The following is a 19598-nucleotide window of genomic DNA, read 5'->3' on the forward strand; positions in this document are numbered from 1 at the left end:
TCACGAAATAAGATGTCTCTTCATCAACTGTTCTGCAACGATGAATTATACTTCAGCTAAATACTTTTAGACAGTAAAAGAATCCAGACGCTGCATACAACTGTGCCCGGTGGGATGGGTTCACCGACTCCTTTTGCCTGTTGGTCTATACGCGGTTTCATCAAAAAATATTCGATCCTAATTTCAGTATGAAAACCAAAAAATAGTCGATGATTCATTCCCGGCAGATATTTCAAACCGATTCAAAATGGAGGTGGAGAACCTTCCAATGGACAGGAAGATTGTTCCTGTTCATCGTTATCCTGATGGTTCCTGTGATCATCATTACCCTTGCAAAAGGAGTAATGCCGGCGCTTCCTGCGCTTACGAGTGATGACAACCCTTTGCGCCATCTCTCCAATCCCACAACTCCACTAGGTCTCAATAAAAAAGAGTTGAAAAAATATAAGGGCTTTGATGCATTCCTGAAAGAGAAAGCAAAAAATGAAAAACTGAGTCATTCGAAAGTCCAGTTAACAAATAATCAAATGAGGGCTGCATTCTATGTTGACTGGGATCCGCAGTCTTTCTATTCTCTCCAGAAGAATATTGACAAACTGAACATGGTTTTTCCTGAGTGGTTTTTTATAGATCCGGCAACAGATACACTCGCGCCGCGTATCGATACCGCAGCACTGAGCCTGATGAAAAAAAATAATGTGCGCATTGTTCCGCTGGTCAACAATATCAATGAAAATAAAGGCGAAGGAGAATTTGATGGGAAGATGTTGCATCGGATATTGAATAATAAAGCCAAAAAGGAAAGGCTCATCAATGACATTGTAAAGTATATAGATCGATATCACTTGCAGGGAATCAATATAGATTTTGAAGAATTTAAAGAAAAGGGCGACGAGCCGATCATCAGTTTTCAGAAAGAAATATATGAGAGACTGCACAGCAGAGGGCTGATTGTTACGCAGGACATTATGGCGAACAACGAAGACTTCAATATAAAAGAACTGGCAAAGTATAACGATTATATGCTCCTGATGGCCTATGACGAGCATTACAGTACCAGTGTACCCGGCGACGTTAGTAGTCAGCAATTTATTGAAAAAGTGCTGGATGGCACTGCAAGGCAAATCGCCTCAGAAAAATTAATCGTTTGTATTGCGGGTTATGGCTATGATTGGGCAGAAGGCAACGAAGCTGCAACAGTAACATATCAGCAGGCCCTGGCTAATGCAAAGCAATTTAAAGCAACAATTGATTTTAGTAATGACAGTTATAATAATTTCTACAGGTACAGGGAGGCCGACGGAACAGAACACCGTGTTTATTTCACGGATGCCGTTACCAATTTCAATGCCATTCGTTTTGCAGATGAATATGGTGTTGCAGGAACTGCTTTGTGGCGCTTAGGAAGTGAGGACGATCGGCTATGGAAGTTTTACAGTCGTAGTCTCACCGATAAGTCCTTGCTGGAACAACCTTTTGATTATGCTACACTGGAAAGTATTGAAGCATCAACCGAACAACCGGACTATATCGGTGATGGCGAAATATTGAACGTAATCAGCCAACCTGGAAAAGGTACAATTGACCTGGAAGTTGACAGTACTGAGAACATCATTGCTGAAGAAAATTATGTTGAACTTCCAACAAAATATGTAATTCAGAAATATGGCAAAGTTCACCACCAGGTTATCCTGACTTTTGATGATGGCCCCGATCCTGAGTATACCCCACAGATTCTTGATATTTTAAAGAAAGAAAATATACCGGCGACATTTTTCATTGTTGGTATGGAGGCCGAGAATAATCTTCCGTTATTGAAAAGAATTTACAGGGAAGGACACGAGATTGGCAATCATACTTTTACTCATCCGAATATCGCAGCAGTGAGACCTGACAGGGCGGCGACAGAAATGGAGAGTACAAGACTGCTGATCGAGTCTGTTATTGGAAGAAGCACTGTTTTGTTCCGTGCACCGTATAACGCTGACGCAGAACCGACAACAGATGTTGAGTTAAAGCCAATAGCACTGAGCAAGCAAAAGAACTATTACACAGTAGGAGAAAGTATAGATCCAAACGATTGGGATAAAAGCGTAACTGCTGACAGTATTTTTCAACGGGTTACAAAGCAATACGAATCAAATCCTGAAAAAGGCATTATTCTACTTCATGATGCCGGAGGAAACAGGCAGGCCACTGTTGATGCGTTGCCACGAATCATACACTATTTTAAAAATAAAGGAATACAATTTACTACGGTAGCAAACCTGTTACATGTAAATAAAGACGTCGTGATGCCTCCCGTTGATAATGGATTGATAAATATCAATGGCGATATTGCTGGGTTCGGGTATTGGGCGGAACATTTTCTTTCAGCTGCTTTCTGGGTAGCTATCATTCTAGGTCTCTTAAGAATATTGTTTCTCGCCGTCATGGCGACGATTCAAAAATTTAAGAATAATGCTTACAACATAAGTCATGAGTTTCCTTTAGAGGAGACTCCCGGAGTAAGCATCATTGTGCCTGCGTATAATGAAGAAGTGAACGCAGTAAAGACGATTCAGAATTTGCTTCAGCAGGATTATCCCAATTTCAACATCATCTTTGTCGACGATGGGTCAAAAGACGCAACTTATAAATTGGTTTCTGAAGCATTTTATAATAATGATAAAGTTGTAGTACTCACAAAGCTCAACGGAGGTAAATCGTCGGCATTGAATTTTGGTATCAGCCAGGCAAAAAATGAATTTGTTGTTTGTATTGATGCGGATACGCAGCTAAAAAATGATGCAGTTTCCCAATTGATGAAACGCATGCTTTATCCGGAGAAGGAGCATATGATCATCGGAGCAGTTGCAGGTAATGTAAAAGTCGGCAATGAAAATACTTTGCTCACCAAATGGCAGAGCATAGAATATACAACTGCACAGAATTTTGATCGCAGGGCTTTTGATGTCATCAACGGGATCACTGTTGTGCCCGGCGCTATTGGTGCTTTCAGAAAGGAAGCGATCGAAAGAGCGGGAAATTTTACTGCCGATACTCTTGCAGAGGACTGTGACCTGACTATTCGCATATTAAGAGAAGGATATCGTGTCGTGAATTGCAATGAAGCTATTGCCGTTACTGAAGCTCCCGAAACGCTCAGGCAGTTTATGAAACAGCGTTTCCGCTGGTGTTATGGCGTCATGCAGGCTTTCTGGAAAAATAAAGATGCGTGTATTAATCCAAGGTATAAAGGATTAGGGATGGTGTCGCTGCCAAATATTTTCATCTTCCAGATTATTCTCCCGCTGCTGGCACCGCTTGCAGATCTGATGCTGATCATCAGTCTGGTCTGGAATCGCCACAATCCCGAAAGTGTGCACAAGATAGGTTTGTATTACCTGCTTTTTCTATTGGTGGATGTGTTGGTAAGTGTAATTGCTTTTGCTTTTGAAAAAGAAAAGTTTGCCAAGCTCATCTGGTTGATACCTCAGCGGTTTGTTTACAGGCAGTTAATGTATGTGATTTTATACCGATCGATCAGGAAGGCCATCAAGGGTGATATCAAGGGGTGGGGAGTGTTGAAGCGGACGGGGAATGTGAACGTGCAGGTAATGTTGAGAGGGTAAAGGCAGCAATAATCTTTTGTAGTTTGTTTTCAGAATAAGAAAGGTGGGTAGATCGAAAAGATAAAATGCAGCAAACTGGCAGAAAAATACATTTTTATCTGGGGAAAATACCTTGGAAATTCCAAAAATGCTTTCGAATTTGCTGAAAGTTCCCAGGTATCCGATACTTGCAAGTATCGGATACCTGGCGGAATTCTCCGAAATTCTATTCGAACCTGAAAAACATACAATTTCTGCTCAGCTGTTTTTTTGCTAGACCTTAGTTTGGCTATTTGAAAATGAATGGTTAGCACTAATCACTACTTTCCAGTTACTTCATCCACTGCAGCTTTATGATCTGAAAATTATTTCAACTTTATTTTATAAGATGAAAATTTTTTCTCTCTTTAAAGTTGCGGATATTTTTAATTTTCGAATAGGTATACGACATATTTATACCCTCCTTCAAAAGAGAATAATAATCTGAGTTAGAAAATGGACACTTTCAATATATTTCTTTCCAATCAAATTTTCCGTCGTACTAGACGATTCCAGAAGATGTGTTGATGAATTCATTTATGAATACGTGCAGAAGCAAAGATTCTGTTATTTATCCCTATACGCCAATACCAGTGAAATGATCCCAATAATAAAAAACCCAACAATCAAAGGCAATACACTATACTGCATCAGGCTGCTGATAACAGAACCGGCAGCTGCGCCAATAAAGAAAAAGGAGGTTCCATATATCGAAGACGCTAATCCTGCAGAATTACCCATAGGTGCCATAGCGAGTGCACTGCTGTTCGGTTCAACGGCAAGGTTAATTCCGAGCATCAATGCCACGGTGATGGCAAACAACGCTAATTGTGGCGGATTGCCAAAAACATAAGTGGATGCTAGCAGTACAGCGGCGGTGGTTGTATACGCCACCAGCAATCCTCTCAGTGTTTTCCGCGCGCCATAAAGTAATGAAAGTCGGGAATTCGTTAAAGTACAAACCGCCATCCAAAGTCCTATGCCTGCAAACACCCATGCAAACAGCTGAGGCCGTTTGTAGATCTCGCTTACTATATGTTCGGAACTGGATACCCATGAGCTCAATCCCGAAAAAAGTATCGTAGTAATGGCAGTGTACCTTAGGAAAGTCTTATTTGTGAAAACATCTTTAACCGATCTGGAAATATCAGCAAGCCCGAGAGAACTACGCTTTTCCTTTGGATGTGATTCTTCGAGTCTGAGCGACCAGACAAATGCAATCACTGCAAACAGCGGCGGAGTAAGGAACACCATCTTCCATGAAGAAATGGATAAAATAGCAAGACCCAGGAAAGGTGCAAAAACCGGAGTAGAAAGAAATATTGTGAAGATCAGGGAAAGTATCCTTGCCATCTGGTCGCCGACATACCGGTCACGTACACCTGCAATAGTAGTCATGAATACCGCAGATGCTCCCATTCCCGCAACAAAACGTGCGGCAAACATAGTTTCGATAGTTGGCGCATATGTTGCTGCTATGCCTCCTAAGATATAGAGCGGAAATCCTACACGCAGAATCGCCAGTCTCCCAAACCGATCCGATAAAATTCCAAATACAATTTGCGCAATCTGCCCCAGGAAAAAGAACACAACAATCTGGGCCGTAGCTGTTGAATTCCGGCTGAGGTGATAATGTTCCCGGACTCTGTCGAAAACCGGTAGCATGATATCGATACCCAATGCTGTCAGCATCATCGAACAAGCCGAAAGCGCGATAAACTCTCCTGACTTCATTTTCATATCAATTAAGAAATGGTTTGGAGCTAATTAAAATTGTTGTCAGTGTTTGTACTACAAACACCTCCCAGGTTTTAACACCTCCCAGGTTTAACACCTGCCAGGTGTAAAGACCTCCCAGGTTTAAACACCTCCCAGGTCTAAAGACCTCCCAGGTTTAAAACCTCCCAGGTCTAAAGACCTGCCAGGTCTAACCAACGAATATATCTCTGATCCACCGGAATATCAGGGTGTGAAAAGGACTTTATTACGGGGTGATTGAGACATGAAGCAGATGCGTTTAAATCGAAGGGCGCAATAGTCGCAAACAATAGCTTTACCTTACGCTATTGGCGCCAATATTTTTGAGATGGCTGGTTCAGCTTTTCTTTTACGGCGAAATGCTTTCACGATTACTCTTTCATCAGCTTTTTCGTGGTAACAGCATCTTTGGTATACACCGTAACTAAATAAATGCCTTGTGCAAATCCACCAAGATTTATTGAATAATTTGTTCCGGTGTACGAATATGGCGCAATCACCAGGCGGCCTTTCAAATCAGTAACCCTGATCTGGCCATTGACCGGAAGATTGCGGATGATGAATTGATCTCTGCCTGGATTGGGTGATATAGTGAACTCTGACTGAGATGTGGCACAGCCGGATTTAATGATGGTTGAAAATATATAATTTCCATCAAAATCTGTTTGCCTGAGCCTGTAGTAAACCCGATTATTGTTTGTGGCAATATCCCTGGTGGAATAGTTTTTTGTTACGGAACTATTGCCTGCGCCTGGTATTTCTTTAAACGATTTCCAGTATACACCATCAGTACTTTTCTCTATCGTGAACTTCTCATTATTGATCTCCGATGCAGTTGCCCATTGCAATAATATTGAATCGTCATCGCATTTGGAATTGAAATAAAGCAGTCTTACCGGAAGAGAACCGCTCACATGTACTGTTGCGAAATCAGATTGTGCAGAACTGCAGATGCCATTGTGAGAGATTGCCCGGAAATAAGTCGTCATATTTAAATTTCCTATCACTGTACCGGGAAGAGTTGTAGCAGTAACTGAAATATCAGTTGCCGACGTAAAATCGGGGTAAACTGAACGTTGCCATTTCGTAACCGTGCCATTATTTCCTGATAAGGTCAGATCCGCCGGTTGAGTATTTATAGGAATTGTCTGATCACCGGAAACGGTTCCACCGACACTGGCCGGAACTATTGTTAATGTGGTTGAACTTGTGGCAGCAGGGCATCCCGATGCTGGGGTAGCCGTTAATGTTAGTGTTACCGAACCGTTTGCAATATCTGCTGCATTGGGTGTGTACCTCGTTAAAGTCAATGCATCAGCAGTGTTATTGTTTGTAAAGAAGCCACCTCCACTGGTAGACCAAATGAGTGCATCATAATTATTTGCAGAACTACCTGAAGTAACATTTGTTGCAACGGAATTGGCACATTTTGTTTTGGGTGTACCTGCATAAACCGATGCTGGAACACTATTGAGAAAAAACTGCGAAGGTTGGCTGATATTAGTGACGCAACCAGGCGAAGCGAGGAAAGCCACACCGGTTACTGTTACTCTTGTGTTTCCGGAATTGCTTAATACAGGGAGACTGAAAGTACCTGTTCCCGGGCTACCCGCAGTGAATATCATTTGAGCAGTTGCACCGGTAATACTATTGGCGCCGGTCACATCGAATGTAAGAAGGTAGGTACCACTGGACAAAGAATTACTTGTAACAGTTGCAATGCCGTTGGCATTGATACAACTGTTGGCAACTGACACGTTGAAATTATTTATGGCGCCTGGAGAAGCATTTACATTAAACCCAATGGAGTTTCCTGAGCCGGGAACTATTGTACATCCGTTAACCTGAACACCCGTAATACTAATTGTGTTACTACCAGATGTCGACAAAGGAACAGTCGTGAAACTCCCGGTGCTTGAATTAATTGTAACGGAAGCAGATGCATTCGTAACTGTATTTGCTCCACTGATATTATACGTGATCTGGTAAGTGCCGTCTATCAGGCCACTGCTTACGATGGTGACATTCGATCCAGAACCAGGACATACATCCGTTGCGTTGGTAACGTTGAAATTGGCTGATGTCAGATTCACGGTATTAATTATCGTAGCGACCACAGGTTCCCTGATCGATCCACAGCCCCCAACGATTGTACCCACATAGTAGGTGGTCGTTGATGATATAGAGGGAGTAACAAATGTGGATCCAGATCCAAGAGAACTGCCACCACCTACTACGCTGTACCAATGAATTGTACCGCCTGTCGCTGTCGCTGATAATGTAACTGAACCTGGAACGCAGGATGAACCGTTAGTAACTGAACTGATAGCTGCTCCGGAAATTACCACCTGCGCAGCTGACGAAAGATTACTAACACAACCACTGGTGATAAGAACTTTATAGAAAGTAGTTCCGGTAGTAGCCATCGATGGACTGTACGTATTTGAAGTAGCGCCTGGAATGTTCGTATAGGTGCCACCTGAACTTGTTGAGGATGACCATTGATAGCTATAGCTTCCTGTACCTCCGGATGGAGCAACACTTAATGAAGTTGTTCCTGATGCTGCGTTCAGACAATTGTTAAAGCCCGTCGGGTTAAGTGTTCCGCTTAGCGGCGTGTTCGCAATTGCCGTAATTGTAAATGGTGTACTGGTAGAGGAGTAGTTTGATCCGGACTCCGTTACCGTTGCCCTGTACTGGTAATTGATTGTAGCTGAAGATATATATAGTTCAGACGTTGTTGCCCCGGTATAGTTCGCGTTGTTACTTACCGTGGACCAGGTATTGCCACCATTTGTGGAAACTTCCCAAACATATGAAAGAGTGCCGCCGCCAGCAGCAGAAGCATTAACTACCAGATGCGCGCTTCCTCCACCGGGATTACAGATAGCGGTGCTGGAAGCGGGAAGATTTTGCACAATATTCGGGGGCAGATTCAAAGTGGCCGTATTATAGGCGACAAATGCCATATCTGTCACTCCGGAGGGAATGATCTGCAGTTTTTTAATCTGGGTATAATTGGAAGTGGTGATATTGAAATCAGATAACCTGAAAGCCATAAACCTGATCTGTCTCGTTGTGTTTACACTATTTACACCTGTAGGCTTCGCACTTGCAAGCGGTACGCCATTGGCCACCGGAAAAAGATCAAGGTAGTATGTACCCAATGGTGAAAGTTTACTGAGGTCTATTTGTAAAGGTGCGCCGACAACATTATTTGAAGCGTCGAGAAAACGGTAGGTATCGAATGCAGAAGTGGAAGGATCTGCAATCTGGGTGATTACAAAATCAGGTTCGGCATCCGCAATTTTGGAAGCCTGGATACTGTTGATATCAAAATTCGATGTAGCCCCAACCGGCAAATTTGTATAGCCGGTGCCGAGGTCTAAACCATTCAGCCCATCGGTCAACACCGATTGAAAAGTGAGGTCCTTTATTGCAGGATGGGTATATAGTCCGGACGCCGTATTTCCATCAATTTTAGAAGCAGCAACAAGAAACAACGATCCTCCACTGGTGTTGCCAGTCATAACCACGGGCAACGCCCTGAAATTTGTTGGCTGGTAGGCAATACCATTGCTGGATAATGCTGTGTTATTTACACCGGTCGCATAAGTAGCATTGTCGTAGGTAAAAGCCAGGAGATTATGAGAATCATTCGGATAAACAGAGCTATTATTTGTTGTTGTTGTTTGCCAGAATCCGCCAAAATCAGTAATTATTTCTGTTACTGTTGGGATCGGTGAGAATGTAAAACCACTTTTCGTTACGTTCCCATTTGTTGAATTGATGCGAACGACTCCTGAGCTACCGGTACCTACCACTGCTGTAATCTTTGTATTAGAAACAACGGTAAAAGAAAGCGCATTCGTTCCGCCAAATTGAACAGCAAATGCGGTACTGAAATTTGTTCCGATGATGGTGACTGTTTCACCTGACGTCGCATTGTTCGGTGAAAACGAAGTGATAGTTGGAGCTTGCGCGCGACCGATAGCTGAAACTAGTAGTAATGTGATGCAAAAAAGCAGGTACTTGTTTGCGTGAGGTTGGTTTCTCATGCACAATTCATGTATAGAGTTGCCCCAATAGTTAACAATAGGTTGAATTTTATTGGTGAAATCACAAGGTTCGGATACGCATGCAGATGAACTGCCCTGGTTTCCTGGTCAGAAATGTTTCGTGTAAGGTGCGGATAAATAAATAACTGCAGATATAACGGAGGTGAGAAATATTTCTTGCATTAAGTATCAATATATTCAGATATTATATTTATCAAAAGTCAATTTTTTAAAAAAATTTACCTGGTTTCTGAATAAAATTCTCCTCGTTGGCAATCAAATAAATATGCAATTGCGGTTATGGGCACAGGTTGTTTTGGATAGGCATTGCCGTTTGTAAGAAGTTTTTTATTTTATGATATGTGCTTTCGACAACAAAGTCCAGGATAAATTTTTTACATACAGCAAAAGAATAAGCTGACATCAGCATCTAAAAATCAAATTAAAACCATGGGAGTGTTAACTTTAATTTATTGAATAACAATCTCCCATAAAATATCAGCCATGAAAAAGTTTATTTTAATCACTGCGATAGCAGGTATTGCCGCTTCAGTAAGTGCGCAGAATTTAAAACCGGTAGCATATAAAGATGGTGATCAGAAACTCAATGGCCTGGTAACTTCCAACGCCGGGAAGAAACTTCCGGGCGTTCTGATACTGCCTGCCTGGAAAGGAGTGGATGACGAAGCCAGGACTGCCGCAGCTGCGCTGGAAAAAAAGGGTTATATCGCGTTTATTGCAGATATCTATGGCGAAGGAAATATTCCGGCCGACAATGCGGCTGCGGCAAAAATTGCTGGATCTTACCGGAATGACTATGCGAGATATCAGAAAAGAATTGAACTGGCACTGGAACAGCTGAAGAAATCCGGGGCTGACGTTGAAAAAATTGCAGTGATAGGTTATTGTTTTGGTGGAACCGGTGCACTTGAAACAGCACGCGCTAATTTTCCGGTGAAAGGAGTGGTGTCTATTCACGGCGGGCTTGCAAAAGACAGCAGTCGCACAAACGGACCATTGAGCACAAAAATCCTCATTGAAAATCCCGCGGAGGACAGAAGCGTAACGCCCGAAGCCATGAACGCATTGATCAAAGAAATGAACGAAGGAAAAGCCGACTGGCAGATCATCACTTATGCCTACTCCAAACACACTTTCACTGATCCAAAGTCACAGGACTATAATGAAATCATGGCCAAAAGGGCCTGGGAACATACGCTTGTGTTTTTGGGGGAGGTGCTTAAGTAGTCGAACGTATAAAGTTTAACGTAAAACGTTTGCTCTTGCGGTTGGATGTCGTTTACTAAATGGTAAAATATCAGGTCGCCGCTGGTTTATCATTCTTCAGCTGATATTTATCGTGACATACGGGAAGGTGATAATATTCGATGTAGAAATTAAATCAAAAATATTGTTGAGATTAAATTGATACAAACAAAGAATCTTTTTGCGTCAATGATAAGTTTTGTACCCGCAGGATTCTACGTTTAACGTTCTACGTTTAACGTTCTACGTGTAACATTTAACGTTAAAGTTCGAGTACCAGCTTATGTATCTTCTTATCATTCTCCCAAACGCAGAGAACATTATCGTTATGAAGTGATTTGAGAACTGGCAAATGTCCTTTGCCAAGATTCTTTTTCATGCCGTGATGGGTGAGTACAATGATGTCTCCGTTTTCTACCCAGGCGTAAACATTATTTCCGTTGACTGTTTCCATTGTACAGCTTTTGCCCATGCCGATTTCCGCTTCTTCCTTTCCCGGTTTGCAGGAATAGATAATCCCTTTTCTTGTCCATACTGTTTCCGCGTTGCCCTCGTCGTTGATAACAAGGGCGCCGCCATCCATCGGGCAGCCTTTTAATGCCCAGCTTCCGTTACCTAATTTTTGTGCCTCTCCAAAAACCGCTCCGCTATCTTCGGATGTGATCATATACAGATCGCGGTTTCCCTTCAACCAGTTTCTGAACATTACATAGACTTTGTTTTCATTCATTACTACCGAAGGTTTGCAACACTCGCAAACTGTTGTGTCCGGTGACGCATACAATAAAATATTTCTTGACCAAGTTTTTCCGCCATCCGTGGATGATGCTCCGAAAATTTTATTATTGCCATCACGGAGATCCAGCCAAACAGAAAAGGCTCTGTTTTCAAATGAAGCCAGCGACATCAGGTTTTCTTTTGCGGCGGTATCCACATCGTTTACACGGGCTGACTGTTTCCAATCGCCTTCACCACTCTTTATATATGAAAAGATATCTCCCTTATTTGAACATGCTGTGATCAGAAGGCCGTCGGTCGTGGCTGCAATCTGTGGTCCGCGTGTATGCGAAGCCGCAAGTTCAGCAAGTGTTGCTACCAGATCCGGCGGGGAAAAATGTTCTCCATCATCAGTTGATGCTGCATACCATATACTATCTCCGCTTCCGTATACGATATGAAGATTTCCTTTTTTATCTTTTGCAATATTGGGCATCTGCCCGTAACCAATAAATGCATTTACATCTTCTGCTGCATTCTCTTTACAACCATACATGGTGAAAATGACGAGGGCTATAGAAAATAAAACTGATTTCATTGTAGCATATTCAATAAATTCCAAAAACTATTCCTGGCTTGATACCGGTGGGTTAGATATTCTCCCGTAAAATTCGTTATTCTTATTTAAAGAAGCGATCTGCAAAACGAATGTACTGATCCCAGTCGTAGGGTGTGATATCATGTATTCCCTGGCGCATATGATAGCCGATATGGCCATCACCGACCGGCTGATTGGCCGGGGGAGGATTTTCTGTTTCCAGACCTTTCAGGCTATAGAGTGCATATACTTTTCCAGCATGATATCCGCCAAGGTATTCCCCTGTAGGATCGGCCCATTGATCTTCGGAAGCACTGGCAATATAAACAGGTCTTGGCGCTATCAATGCAATTAATTCATGATAATCCACGGGCAACTCATCTTCCTTATCATCAAACTTTTTGTAGTTGGCAGAGAACCAATGAGGAAAACTTTTATTCATCACAGCACTGGTCTCGCCATATTTTCTTCTCGTAATGGCAGCACCACCTTCGCCTGAGTTGTTTGAAATCACCATTGCGAAACGTTTATCCTGCGCACCGGCCCATAGTGCTGTTTTGCCCAATCTTGAATGACCAATAACCGCTACTTTTTTCGCATCCACCGCCTTTTCCTTTTCCAGGAAATCCATCGCCCTGCTCAATGCCCATGCCCAAACCCCGATAGCGCCCCATTCGTTGGATTCCGGAGTCATTTGACCAGGCTTGTAAAATAAAGGCGCGATGCCTGCGCCGGCACTATTCGAAGAATCAGGCTGAAGATCGCCATAATACATGGTGACCAATCCATACCCGGCGGAGAGGATTTTTTCAACCGACCACTGATCAGTCTCAATACCACGTGATGCATTCGTTGCGACATTGTTTACATATTCAGGCTCCTTTCCATAACGAACCCAACGGTCACTGATAAAAATTCCCGGGTCGGAGTGAACAGTCTGATTACCGCTAAAATTCAATCCGAGAAATACAGGTACCTTTTTTTTTGATTGATTGGGAAGATAAATAAGTAAATCAAAGTGGTGTTTATCGTCTCCGCCAAAATATATCCTGACCTGTTTTCGTGTAGCCCTGCCATTTAGTGCGTTTGTGTTTTTGTCCCTTAGTACTATCCGCGACTCTATTTTTTTCTGCGGGGTTTTTCCCTGCACATGCTGCGCAAACAATTCCAGGATTTCCTGTCGACGCTTATTTTCCCAGTCAGCAGAAGTTTTTATTGCTGTCCCGTTATTTGATGCCAATACATCCGGTAACGTATAGTTGGGGATATTCATATGCTGTGTGCGGCCGGACGAATATATCAACGAAAAGAAGAAACAGTACAGTAAGTGCTTCATTATTTTTCAGAAATGATGTTATACCAGCAACCGGATTTTCCGGCTCCTAATATAATATGTTTCGGTCATCGATTGTTGAAGAAGCAGAACGGACCGCGAAAATAGTTTTGTTGATTGGTCGGTTTGAGTTCCTCGGATGCAAGAATATGCTGTTATCCGGCCATAATTATTTCTGAAACACTGGTTTCAAAGCGGCCGGTTTTTTCAAGAATTTTTATTCTGAAAAATATCCCTTCGAGATCGCGGGTGTTTGATTCACTAAAGGGCCAGAGTGCAGAAAATTTCATAATGCTGCTGGTAGAACTTGGAAAAGTCCGGTTGTTAAGTTTTTTCATTGCTTCGAGACATTCATCTTCATCAAGGATTTCCTCGAATTTGCCCTGGCAGATAACACTCTTCCAGTTATCGAGCATGGTAATGTCGTCAACTTCAAAACAAACCATAGGGTTCTTTCTTAACATATCCATCTTCATACCTTCGGCAGTATGACCATAGAAAAAATCTCCTTCAAAGACATAACTCACGGGAACGATATATGTTATGCCATCTGCATGACAGCCGATTCGTCCGATGATTTGTTTACTTAGAAATTCGTTTACTTCGAAGTCTGTCATTCGTCCGAACATGATTAAACTTTTCTGTAAAATAACCCAATATTTACAGATAAGCGTTGAGGTTAATCAAGAACTTCGCTGAGTTTGGTCAATTGCAGGAATGGAAAATTGAACCAGTAATAATCCCTGGATCGCATTAACGACGACTACAGGTTACATTGCAATTCGGATATTGGCTTCGGAAAGTCGCTTCTTCACTATCGGCGTTTTCACCACAATATTCCAGCTCGTCGACTTCATTTCCGTTGCATACTGCTTTGCAGGACACGCACTGATTATCGTCTTTTTTGCAGGAAAACGCAGCAGTTAAAGCAGTTACCAGCAGCAGCAAAAACAGGTATTTACTTTTCATGGCTTCCCTGGTTTATTCAATATGTATTAATAAAAATAGTAAGATTTTGTCAATAGAAAATCAATCTGTACAGCCAGAAAATTGCCGATGGCTCCGCTTTCCCGCGGTTGATAGCAGCTGTATATTAGCATATCGAGCCTTTTTTGAAACATTCTTCGGATGGATCGCGTCAGCACAGGATCTGACCAAATTCCTGGTTTATATTGATGACCTTTCATCATCAAGTACTATACTTTCTGCACCAGCAACAGAGTTGATGATAACGCCTTTTACAGTCAATCAGAATTATGCCTGAGGATGGATCATTCCCGGAAATGATAACTGGTGGCACCCTGGAGGTATACTTACGATCTGTACAAGTGATGATGCAGGGATACTGTTGAACGTAAAACGTTCAACAGTGAACGGTATGCTTACAGAGGATTCATCTCAATTATTTTCCCGGGCCAGTTCTGCTGCTTCAACAAAATTGTTCAGGTGAACTTTGTTGATGATCAGCATCGGAACATGGCAATGATTGATTAGATAGTGCAGGTTGGGGCCGGTATAAAATTGTTTGGAACTAACATCAATAAAAGGCGAAATCAGGATCAGGTCTGTTTTCTTTTTTCCTGCATACGCCATTATTTGTGGCAGAACAAACGGGGTGGTAGAAGAGCTTACTTTTATCGGCGAGTTCTTCGGTTCCTGTCTTTTGATTTCTGTTTCCAGGGCTTCCAGCGCAGCAGGGTCGTCACGATCTCCGGGTAAGCGAAGATTCAGTAATTCAATGTTTCCTTCTTTGAACACCTGACGGAGAACAGGGTAGTGACGTACAGCCGTTGGGATCATTCTTACGAGATAAAGAATATTGCTGAAGCTTGTCACTGTTTTTTCTTCCGGAATCAGCAACACCGGTGCAGGTGCATATTTGATTACGCCTGCTGCAGTACTCCCAAGATAACCTTGCCGGCTACCCGAAGCACCATGTGTGCCCATCACAATCAGGCTAATTCTTTTCTCAACCGCAGTTTTCAGAATTTCCCTGATGGGAATTCCATCACTTTCAAGAATTTCAGGTGGCAATCCTGTTGCCTGTTCCACCTCACTTTCAATTGCAACAAGGATACTGGCCGCATTCTTTTCAATATTATTCGAGGACAACATGGGGATACCCGCAAAACTCAGCATATTATCACGAACATGAAGCACCGTAATTGCCGCTTTCTGGATTTTCGCAATACATGTTGCAGTTTTTAGCGCATTTAAAGAGCCTTCACTGAAATCAATCGGCACCAGAATCCGCATCATTTCCTTCATAATTCAGTTTTTTAAATTACCGTTCGCCAGCTGTTGTTCCAGTTTCGTTTTCAGTTCAATGTTTATGGACATGATTGAATCATTCTGGATAATTAACTCCCGCATTTTCTGTCGGTAAAATTGTTTCTCCCTGAATACAAAAACCATCCCCATAGCCAGCAAAGTAATTAAGCCACCCGTCGCTATCGTTTTTAATGACACTCTCGTAATATTAATCGCTTGCATGGGCTGTAAAGGTCAAGTCTAAATCGCGGAATAAATAACCAAAAGCGTTAGAATGGTATTAGAATGAAATTGTTACAATGCGGGCAGAACGACAGTGAAAGTGGTTTGTTCTCCAGGCACAGATTTCACTTCTATATTTCCTTTATGAAGTCGCACTATGCGCCAGGCCAGTGGAAGACCAAGGCCGAACCCGTTAGAAGTATCCTGCTCATGGCTGCCGCGGTAGAACGGCTGAAATATATGCTGGAGATCAGCATCAGGAATACCTGGACCTATGTTACCTATGTCGATCCTGAATGAGTTATTCGAAACACTCAACTGGATATCGGCGTGATGATTTGTTGAATATTTGCATGCATTAACCACTATGTTTTTCAACGCTGTGAAAAGCAACTCTTCATTTCCATGAAATAAAAGTTCTGATTCGGTTTCAGGAAAATCATTGAAACGAAGACTCACATCAAACTCAGGCTGAAGTTTCCTTACAGACGCAGGAAGATGCATGACCAGTTCATCGATCCTGAACTGGTGGATATGAAGTCCGCCTTTGTCTCCTGATGCTTTTGCAAATTCCAGTAACGTTTGGGTTAGTTTATTCATATGCCTCACATCTTCCAGTACAGACGACATTACTGAGCGGTAATGTTCGTTTGCGCGTTCACGTTGCAGCGCAATTTCGAGTTGACTTGAAATGGATGTGAGTGGCGTAGAAAGTTCGTGTGATGCATTCGAAATAAATCTTCTCTGCAGTTCGAAACTTTCCTGTAAACGGTCCAGCAAATCATTCAACGTTGATGAGAGCTTATGCCATTCATCTTCAGAAGCGCCGGTGGGGATACGTTTGGTCAGGTTTTGTGCAGTAATTTCTTCTACTTCGTCTGAAATCCTGGTAATGGGACGCAATAACCTTCCGGAGAAAAAATACCCGACAAGGATTGTGAAAGCGATCCCGCTGATAAAACTCAACATCAGGATATTCCCCAGCGATGCCAGGCTTTTTTTGCCTTCTTCATCTTCCGCTGCACAAACAACCGTAATTCTTGCATTTGCGGCCGAGTAGTGATATGCAACTGCTTCTTTGGTTCCTTCAGTAAAAAACACCCGCTGGTTTACTCTCGCCTCATTCAGAATTTCCGGAGTGACGTGAAGTGTATCGCCCGGATCATCGCTATAACTGTAAATCGTCTGATTGAGATAATTAAATGCCTGCACAGATTTGTCTTTCAGTGAAATCGTAGTCAGCGAATCAATATGCTCAACCAGCTGCCGATCAAAAATTTCTGATTTACTCAGCAGCCGCGCTGTGGTGATCGCACGATTGGTTAACCTGCGGGTAATATTTTCCTGCCTGGCCTGTCTTGAGAAATAGTAAATACTTGCACACACGATTCCCAATATGGAAAAAACCAGCAGCGTGAACAGGAAGATGATCCTTAAACGAACCGGCATTTAGTTCTCTTTTAAAATGTAACCTATACCGATATGAGTTTGTATCAGTTTATTCGGATAGGGCTTGTCAACTTTATTTCTGATATAGTTGATGTAAACATCGATGATATTTGTGTTGGTATCAAAATCAATCTCCCAGACATTAATTGCAATTTCAGCCCTGCTCAACACTTTGTTCTTATTCCTCACAAGGTATTCAAGTAATTGAAATTCTTTGACCGTCAGGTTAATATTATCTCCGGCACGGGAGACTTCTTTGGTATCGAGATCCATTGTAAGATCGCCTGCATAAAGTTTATTCACAGTTACTGCCGCCTGAAGACCCCTTCTGAAAATAGCCCTGATTTTCAGGACCAGTTCCTTAAACTCAAAAGGTTTGATGATATAATCGTCGGCCCCTGCGTCGTAGCCAAGCACCTTGTCCTCGATTGTACTCATCGCTGTCAGCATGATAACGGGAGTATGTGCATCTTTTTCGCGGATCAGTTTGCAAAGGTCAATTCCGTTGATTCCGGGAAGATTGATGTCAAGGATCACCAGGTCAAAAACTTCCGAATGAAAGAGTTCGAGACCAGCATTTCCGTCGTGTGCTGTGATCACTTTATATCCGAATTCGCCCAATCCGAATTTCAATGTATCGGCAATCCTTACTTCATCCTCAACCAACAGAATTTTCATATTCAAACTTTTGTGCAAAGGTACCTCCTAATGCCGTAAAGGCCAGTTCAGACTGGCTCTACAGGTGATTTTTAACGCATTCTAATTGATTTCTAATCAAAGTCTATTGCGCATCAGTAAAGACCATTCATCTCCATTATCGCAGAAATTGTTTCATTGCCCGAGATCGTTAAACCTTCTTTAAATCGAAAGATGCAAAAAAGAGTCGGAGGATCGGATTTGATAAATATTACAGGCGAAATCCGACGCTGAATTTTGAAGAAAAGTTCCTTTATGCAGTATAGCTCAAACTGAAAATATGGTATGATAATCCTGGTTTGAAAACTGGTTTCTTTTTGCCTTGAATTCGAAACAGGTGAACTGGTTCGGTAATGCCCGACAGGCAGGATTTCCTGCAGCCCCAACCATTGCTAATTACCTTTTTTTTAACCACTGACGGTTTAAATACCTGCCCGGTTAATGCCAGCATTGTTAAAGACCTGGAAAAAGAGATCCTTTCCAATAACACCACACCTTTGGTAGCAACAAATACGGTACTTAAAGAACGTGCCGGAACCGGGTATATCTACGCCAGTAATGCTGCCAATGGTGAAGAACGCCGTCGTTTTTCAAAAAAGATTTATGACATCCTGTCCGCTTACTGCGGATATCAATGGCGCTGTAAATATTCGGATGATTCCGGCGCATTGGGTTAAAGATTGAAGTTTATTGATTTCTACTGATGAAAGTGTATTTTCCAGGGCCGTTGGTCGACTAAAAATTGCCTTACGTCTCAAATTTTCTCCGGACTTGCCTCATAATTTTAATTTGCCTGCGGAATAGGTACGGGATTTGTCTGTACTTTCCAGTCTGAATTACAGACTTTTCATAACCCCGGAAATTAACAACTATAACAATGAAAAATGTTCAACGAATTTTCTTAACAGCCGTTCTTATTTGCTCTGTTTCTTTGCTGAAGGCACAGACTGCCGATGAAGTACTCAACAAGCATATTGAAGCAATCGGAGGCAAGGCAAAAGTAGCAGGAGTTACTTCTGTCAAAACAGATATTACGATGCAGGTCATGGGAAATGACGCGCCAAGTTCAACTGTTATCCTGGTAGGCAAGGGTTTTAAAAGCGAAGCCGAGTTTCAGGGACAGAAGATCGTTCAGATCATTACAGACAAAGGTGGTTGGGCAATGAATCCGATGGCCGGCAGTTCTGATTTGCAGCCGATCCCTGACGATCAGTATAAAAATGCAAAAGAGCAGATCTATTTTACTCCATTTCTCGATTATGCTGCGCAGGGAGCAAAAGTTGAACTCGCAGGAACAGAAAAAGTGGGTGATAAAGATGCTTTTAAAATCAAATACACCAGTAAAGATGGTATTGTAACCAGCTATCTTTTTGATCCAACAAGTTATTACCTCGTAAAAACTGTTAAAACAGGCGAGATGATGGGGCAGTCAGTAGAAGTAAGCACTACCTACAGCGATTTTAAAAAGACTGATTATGGTGTTGTAATCCCTTACAAAACTGATATCGACCTGGGCGGACAATTCCAGCTGGCTTATGTTACTAAAAAGGCTGAATTTAATAGTGCAGTTGATCCTGCAATTTTTGCAGTGAAATAAT

Annotated in this window: 14 protein-coding genes; 4 read left to right on the forward strand and 10 right to left on the reverse strand. The window is 42.2% G+C overall.

Features of this window, described 5'->3' with window-relative positions; all coding sequences use genetic code 11:
• Positions 1 to 209: 209 nt before the first annotated feature.
• Complete coding sequence (locus P2W82_RS14455) at positions 210 to 3614, forward strand: trifunctional glycoside hydrolase family 18/polysaccharide deacetylase/glycosyltransferase family 2 protein (protein ID WP_336516611.1); 3405 nt, start codon at positions 210 to 212, stop codon at positions 3612 to 3614.
• Positions 3615 to 4199: 585 nt separating this feature from the next.
• Here the strand turns inward: P2W82_RS14455 and P2W82_RS14460 are convergent.
• On the reverse strand, positions 4200 to 5372 hold the full coding sequence (locus tag P2W82_RS14460; RefSeq protein WP_336516612.1) for an MFS transporter: 1173 nt from the start codon (positions 5370 to 5372) through the stop codon (positions 4200 to 4202).
• A 389-nt stretch (positions 5373 to 5761) separates the two neighbouring features.
• Positions 5762 to 9448, reverse strand: coding sequence for an Ig-like domain-containing protein (locus P2W82_RS14465; protein WP_336516613.1), 3687 nt, complete (start codon positions 9446 to 9448; stop codon positions 5762 to 5764).
• 504 nt (positions 9449 to 9952) lie between these two features.
• On the opposite strand from P2W82_RS14465, the gene P2W82_RS14470 reads away from it, so the two are divergent.
• Complete coding sequence (locus P2W82_RS14470) at positions 9953 to 10696, forward strand: dienelactone hydrolase family protein (protein WP_336516614.1); 744 nt, start codon at positions 9953 to 9955, stop codon at positions 10694 to 10696.
• A gap of 280 nt (positions 10697 to 10976) precedes the next feature.
• On the opposite strand, the gene P2W82_RS14475 is transcribed toward P2W82_RS14470, so the two are convergent.
• From P2W82_RS14475 to P2W82_RS14510, 8 genes are all read right to left on the reverse strand, one after another.
• Positions 10977 to 12029, reverse strand: coding sequence for a sialidase family protein (locus P2W82_RS14475; RefSeq protein WP_336516615.1), 1053 nt, complete (start codon positions 12027 to 12029; stop codon positions 10977 to 10979).
• Between the two features lie 82 nt (positions 12030 to 12111).
• On the reverse strand, positions 12112 to 13365 hold the full coding sequence (locus P2W82_RS14480; protein WP_336516616.1) for a glucuronyl esterase domain-containing protein: 1254 nt from the start codon (positions 13363 to 13365) through the stop codon (positions 12112 to 12114).
• Positions 13366 to 13517: 152 nt separating this feature from the next.
• The gene (locus P2W82_RS14485; protein ID WP_336516617.1) at positions 13518 to 13979 is read right to left on the reverse strand and encodes a pyridoxamine 5'-phosphate oxidase family protein; all 462 of its coding nucleotides are present in this window, start codon (positions 13977 to 13979) and stop codon (positions 13518 to 13520) included.
• 136 nt (positions 13980 to 14115) lie between these two features.
• A complete protein-coding gene (locus tag P2W82_RS14490; RefSeq protein WP_336516618.1) occupies positions 14116 to 14331 on the reverse strand; it encodes a hypothetical protein in 216 nt (71 codons plus the stop codon).
• 429 nt (positions 14332 to 14760) lie between these two features.
• Positions 14761 to 15630 (reverse strand): universal stress protein, encoded by an 870-nt coding sequence (locus tag P2W82_RS14495; RefSeq protein WP_336516619.1) that lies wholly within the window; start codon positions 15628 to 15630, stop codon positions 14761 to 14763.
• A 3-nt stretch (positions 15631 to 15633) separates the two neighbouring features.
• Positions 15634 to 15855, reverse strand: coding sequence for a hypothetical protein (locus tag P2W82_RS14500; RefSeq protein WP_336516620.1), 222 nt, complete (start codon positions 15853 to 15855; stop codon positions 15634 to 15636).
• A 72-nt stretch (positions 15856 to 15927) separates the two neighbouring features.
• A complete protein-coding gene (locus P2W82_RS14505; protein ID WP_336516621.1) occupies positions 15928 to 17304 on the reverse strand; it encodes a HAMP domain-containing sensor histidine kinase in 1377 nt (458 codons plus the stop codon).
• Positions 17305 to 17982: a response regulator transcription factor gene (locus tag P2W82_RS14510; RefSeq protein ID WP_336516622.1), complete on the reverse strand. Its 678-nt coding sequence runs from the start codon at positions 17980 to 17982 to the stop codon at positions 17305 to 17307. It lies immediately after the preceding gene.
• A 371-nt stretch (positions 17983 to 18353) separates the two neighbouring features.
• Between P2W82_RS14510 and P2W82_RS14515 the strand changes: the two genes are divergently transcribed.
• Together P2W82_RS14515 and P2W82_RS14520 are read left to right on the forward strand one after the other, a co-directional pair.
• Complete coding sequence (locus tag P2W82_RS14515; RefSeq protein WP_336516623.1) at positions 18354 to 18677, forward strand: hypothetical protein; 324 nt, start codon at positions 18354 to 18356, stop codon at positions 18675 to 18677.
• Positions 18678 to 18877: 200 nt separating this feature from the next.
• The gene (locus P2W82_RS14520) at positions 18878 to 19597 is read left to right on the forward strand and encodes a hypothetical protein (protein ID WP_336516624.1); all 720 of its coding nucleotides are present in this window, start codon (positions 18878 to 18880) and stop codon (positions 19595 to 19597) included.
• The last annotated feature ends 1 nt before the right edge of the window (position 19598 follow it).

The organism is Pollutibacter soli (genome assembly GCA_029269725.1).
GTDB lineage: Bacteria > Bacteroidota > Bacteroidia > Chitinophagales > Chitinophagaceae > Pollutibacter > Pollutibacter soli.

Excerpts from the sequence above, each read along its gene's own strand:
- P2W82_RS14455 (WP_336516611.1), top strand. The coding sequence starts at position 210 with ATGATTCATTCCCGGCAGATATTTCAAACCGATTCAAAATGGAGGTGG.
- P2W82_RS14460 (WP_336516612.1), bottom strand. The coding sequence starts at position 5,372 with ATGAAAATGAAGTCAGGAGAGTTTATCGCGCTTTCGGCTTGTTCGATG.
- P2W82_RS14465 (WP_336516613.1), bottom strand. The coding sequence starts at position 9,448 with ATGAGAAACCAACCTCACGCAAACAAGTACCTGCTTTTTTGCATCACA.
- P2W82_RS14470 (WP_336516614.1), top strand. The coding sequence starts at position 9,953 with ATGAAAAAGTTTATTTTAATCACTGCGATAGCAGGTATTGCCGCTTCA.
- P2W82_RS14475 (WP_336516615.1), bottom strand. The coding sequence starts at position 12,029 with ATGAAATCAGTTTTATTTTCTATAGCCCTCGTCATTTTCACCATGTAT.
- P2W82_RS14480 (WP_336516616.1), bottom strand. The coding sequence starts at position 13,365 with ATGAAGCACTTACTGTACTGTTTCTTCTTTTCGTTGATATATTCGTCC.
- P2W82_RS14485 (WP_336516617.1), bottom strand. The coding sequence starts at position 13,979 with ATGACAGACTTCGAAGTAAACGAATTTCTAAGTAAACAAATCATCGGA.
- P2W82_RS14490 (WP_336516618.1), bottom strand. The coding sequence starts at position 14,331 with ATGAAAAGTAAATACCTGTTTTTGCTGCTGCTGGTAACTGCTTTAACT.
- P2W82_RS14495 (WP_336516619.1), bottom strand. The coding sequence starts at position 15,630 with ATGAAGGAAATGATGCGGATTCTGGTGCCGATTGATTTCAGTGAAGGC.
- P2W82_RS14500 (WP_336516620.1), bottom strand. The coding sequence starts at position 15,855 with ATGCAAGCGATTAATATTACGAGAGTGTCATTAAAAACGATAGCGACG.
- P2W82_RS14505 (WP_336516621.1), bottom strand. The coding sequence starts at position 17,304 with ATGCCGGTTCGTTTAAGGATCATCTTCCTGTTCACGCTGCTGGTTTTT.
- P2W82_RS14510 (WP_336516622.1), bottom strand. The coding sequence starts at position 17,982 with ATGAAAATTCTGTTGGTTGAGGATGAAGTAAGGATTGCCGATACATTG.
- P2W82_RS14515 (WP_336516623.1), top strand. The coding sequence starts at position 18,354 with ATGCCCGACAGGCAGGATTTCCTGCAGCCCCAACCATTGCTAATTACC.
- P2W82_RS14520 (WP_336516624.1), top strand. The coding sequence starts at position 18,878 with ATGAAAAATGTTCAACGAATTTTCTTAACAGCCGTTCTTATTTGCTCT.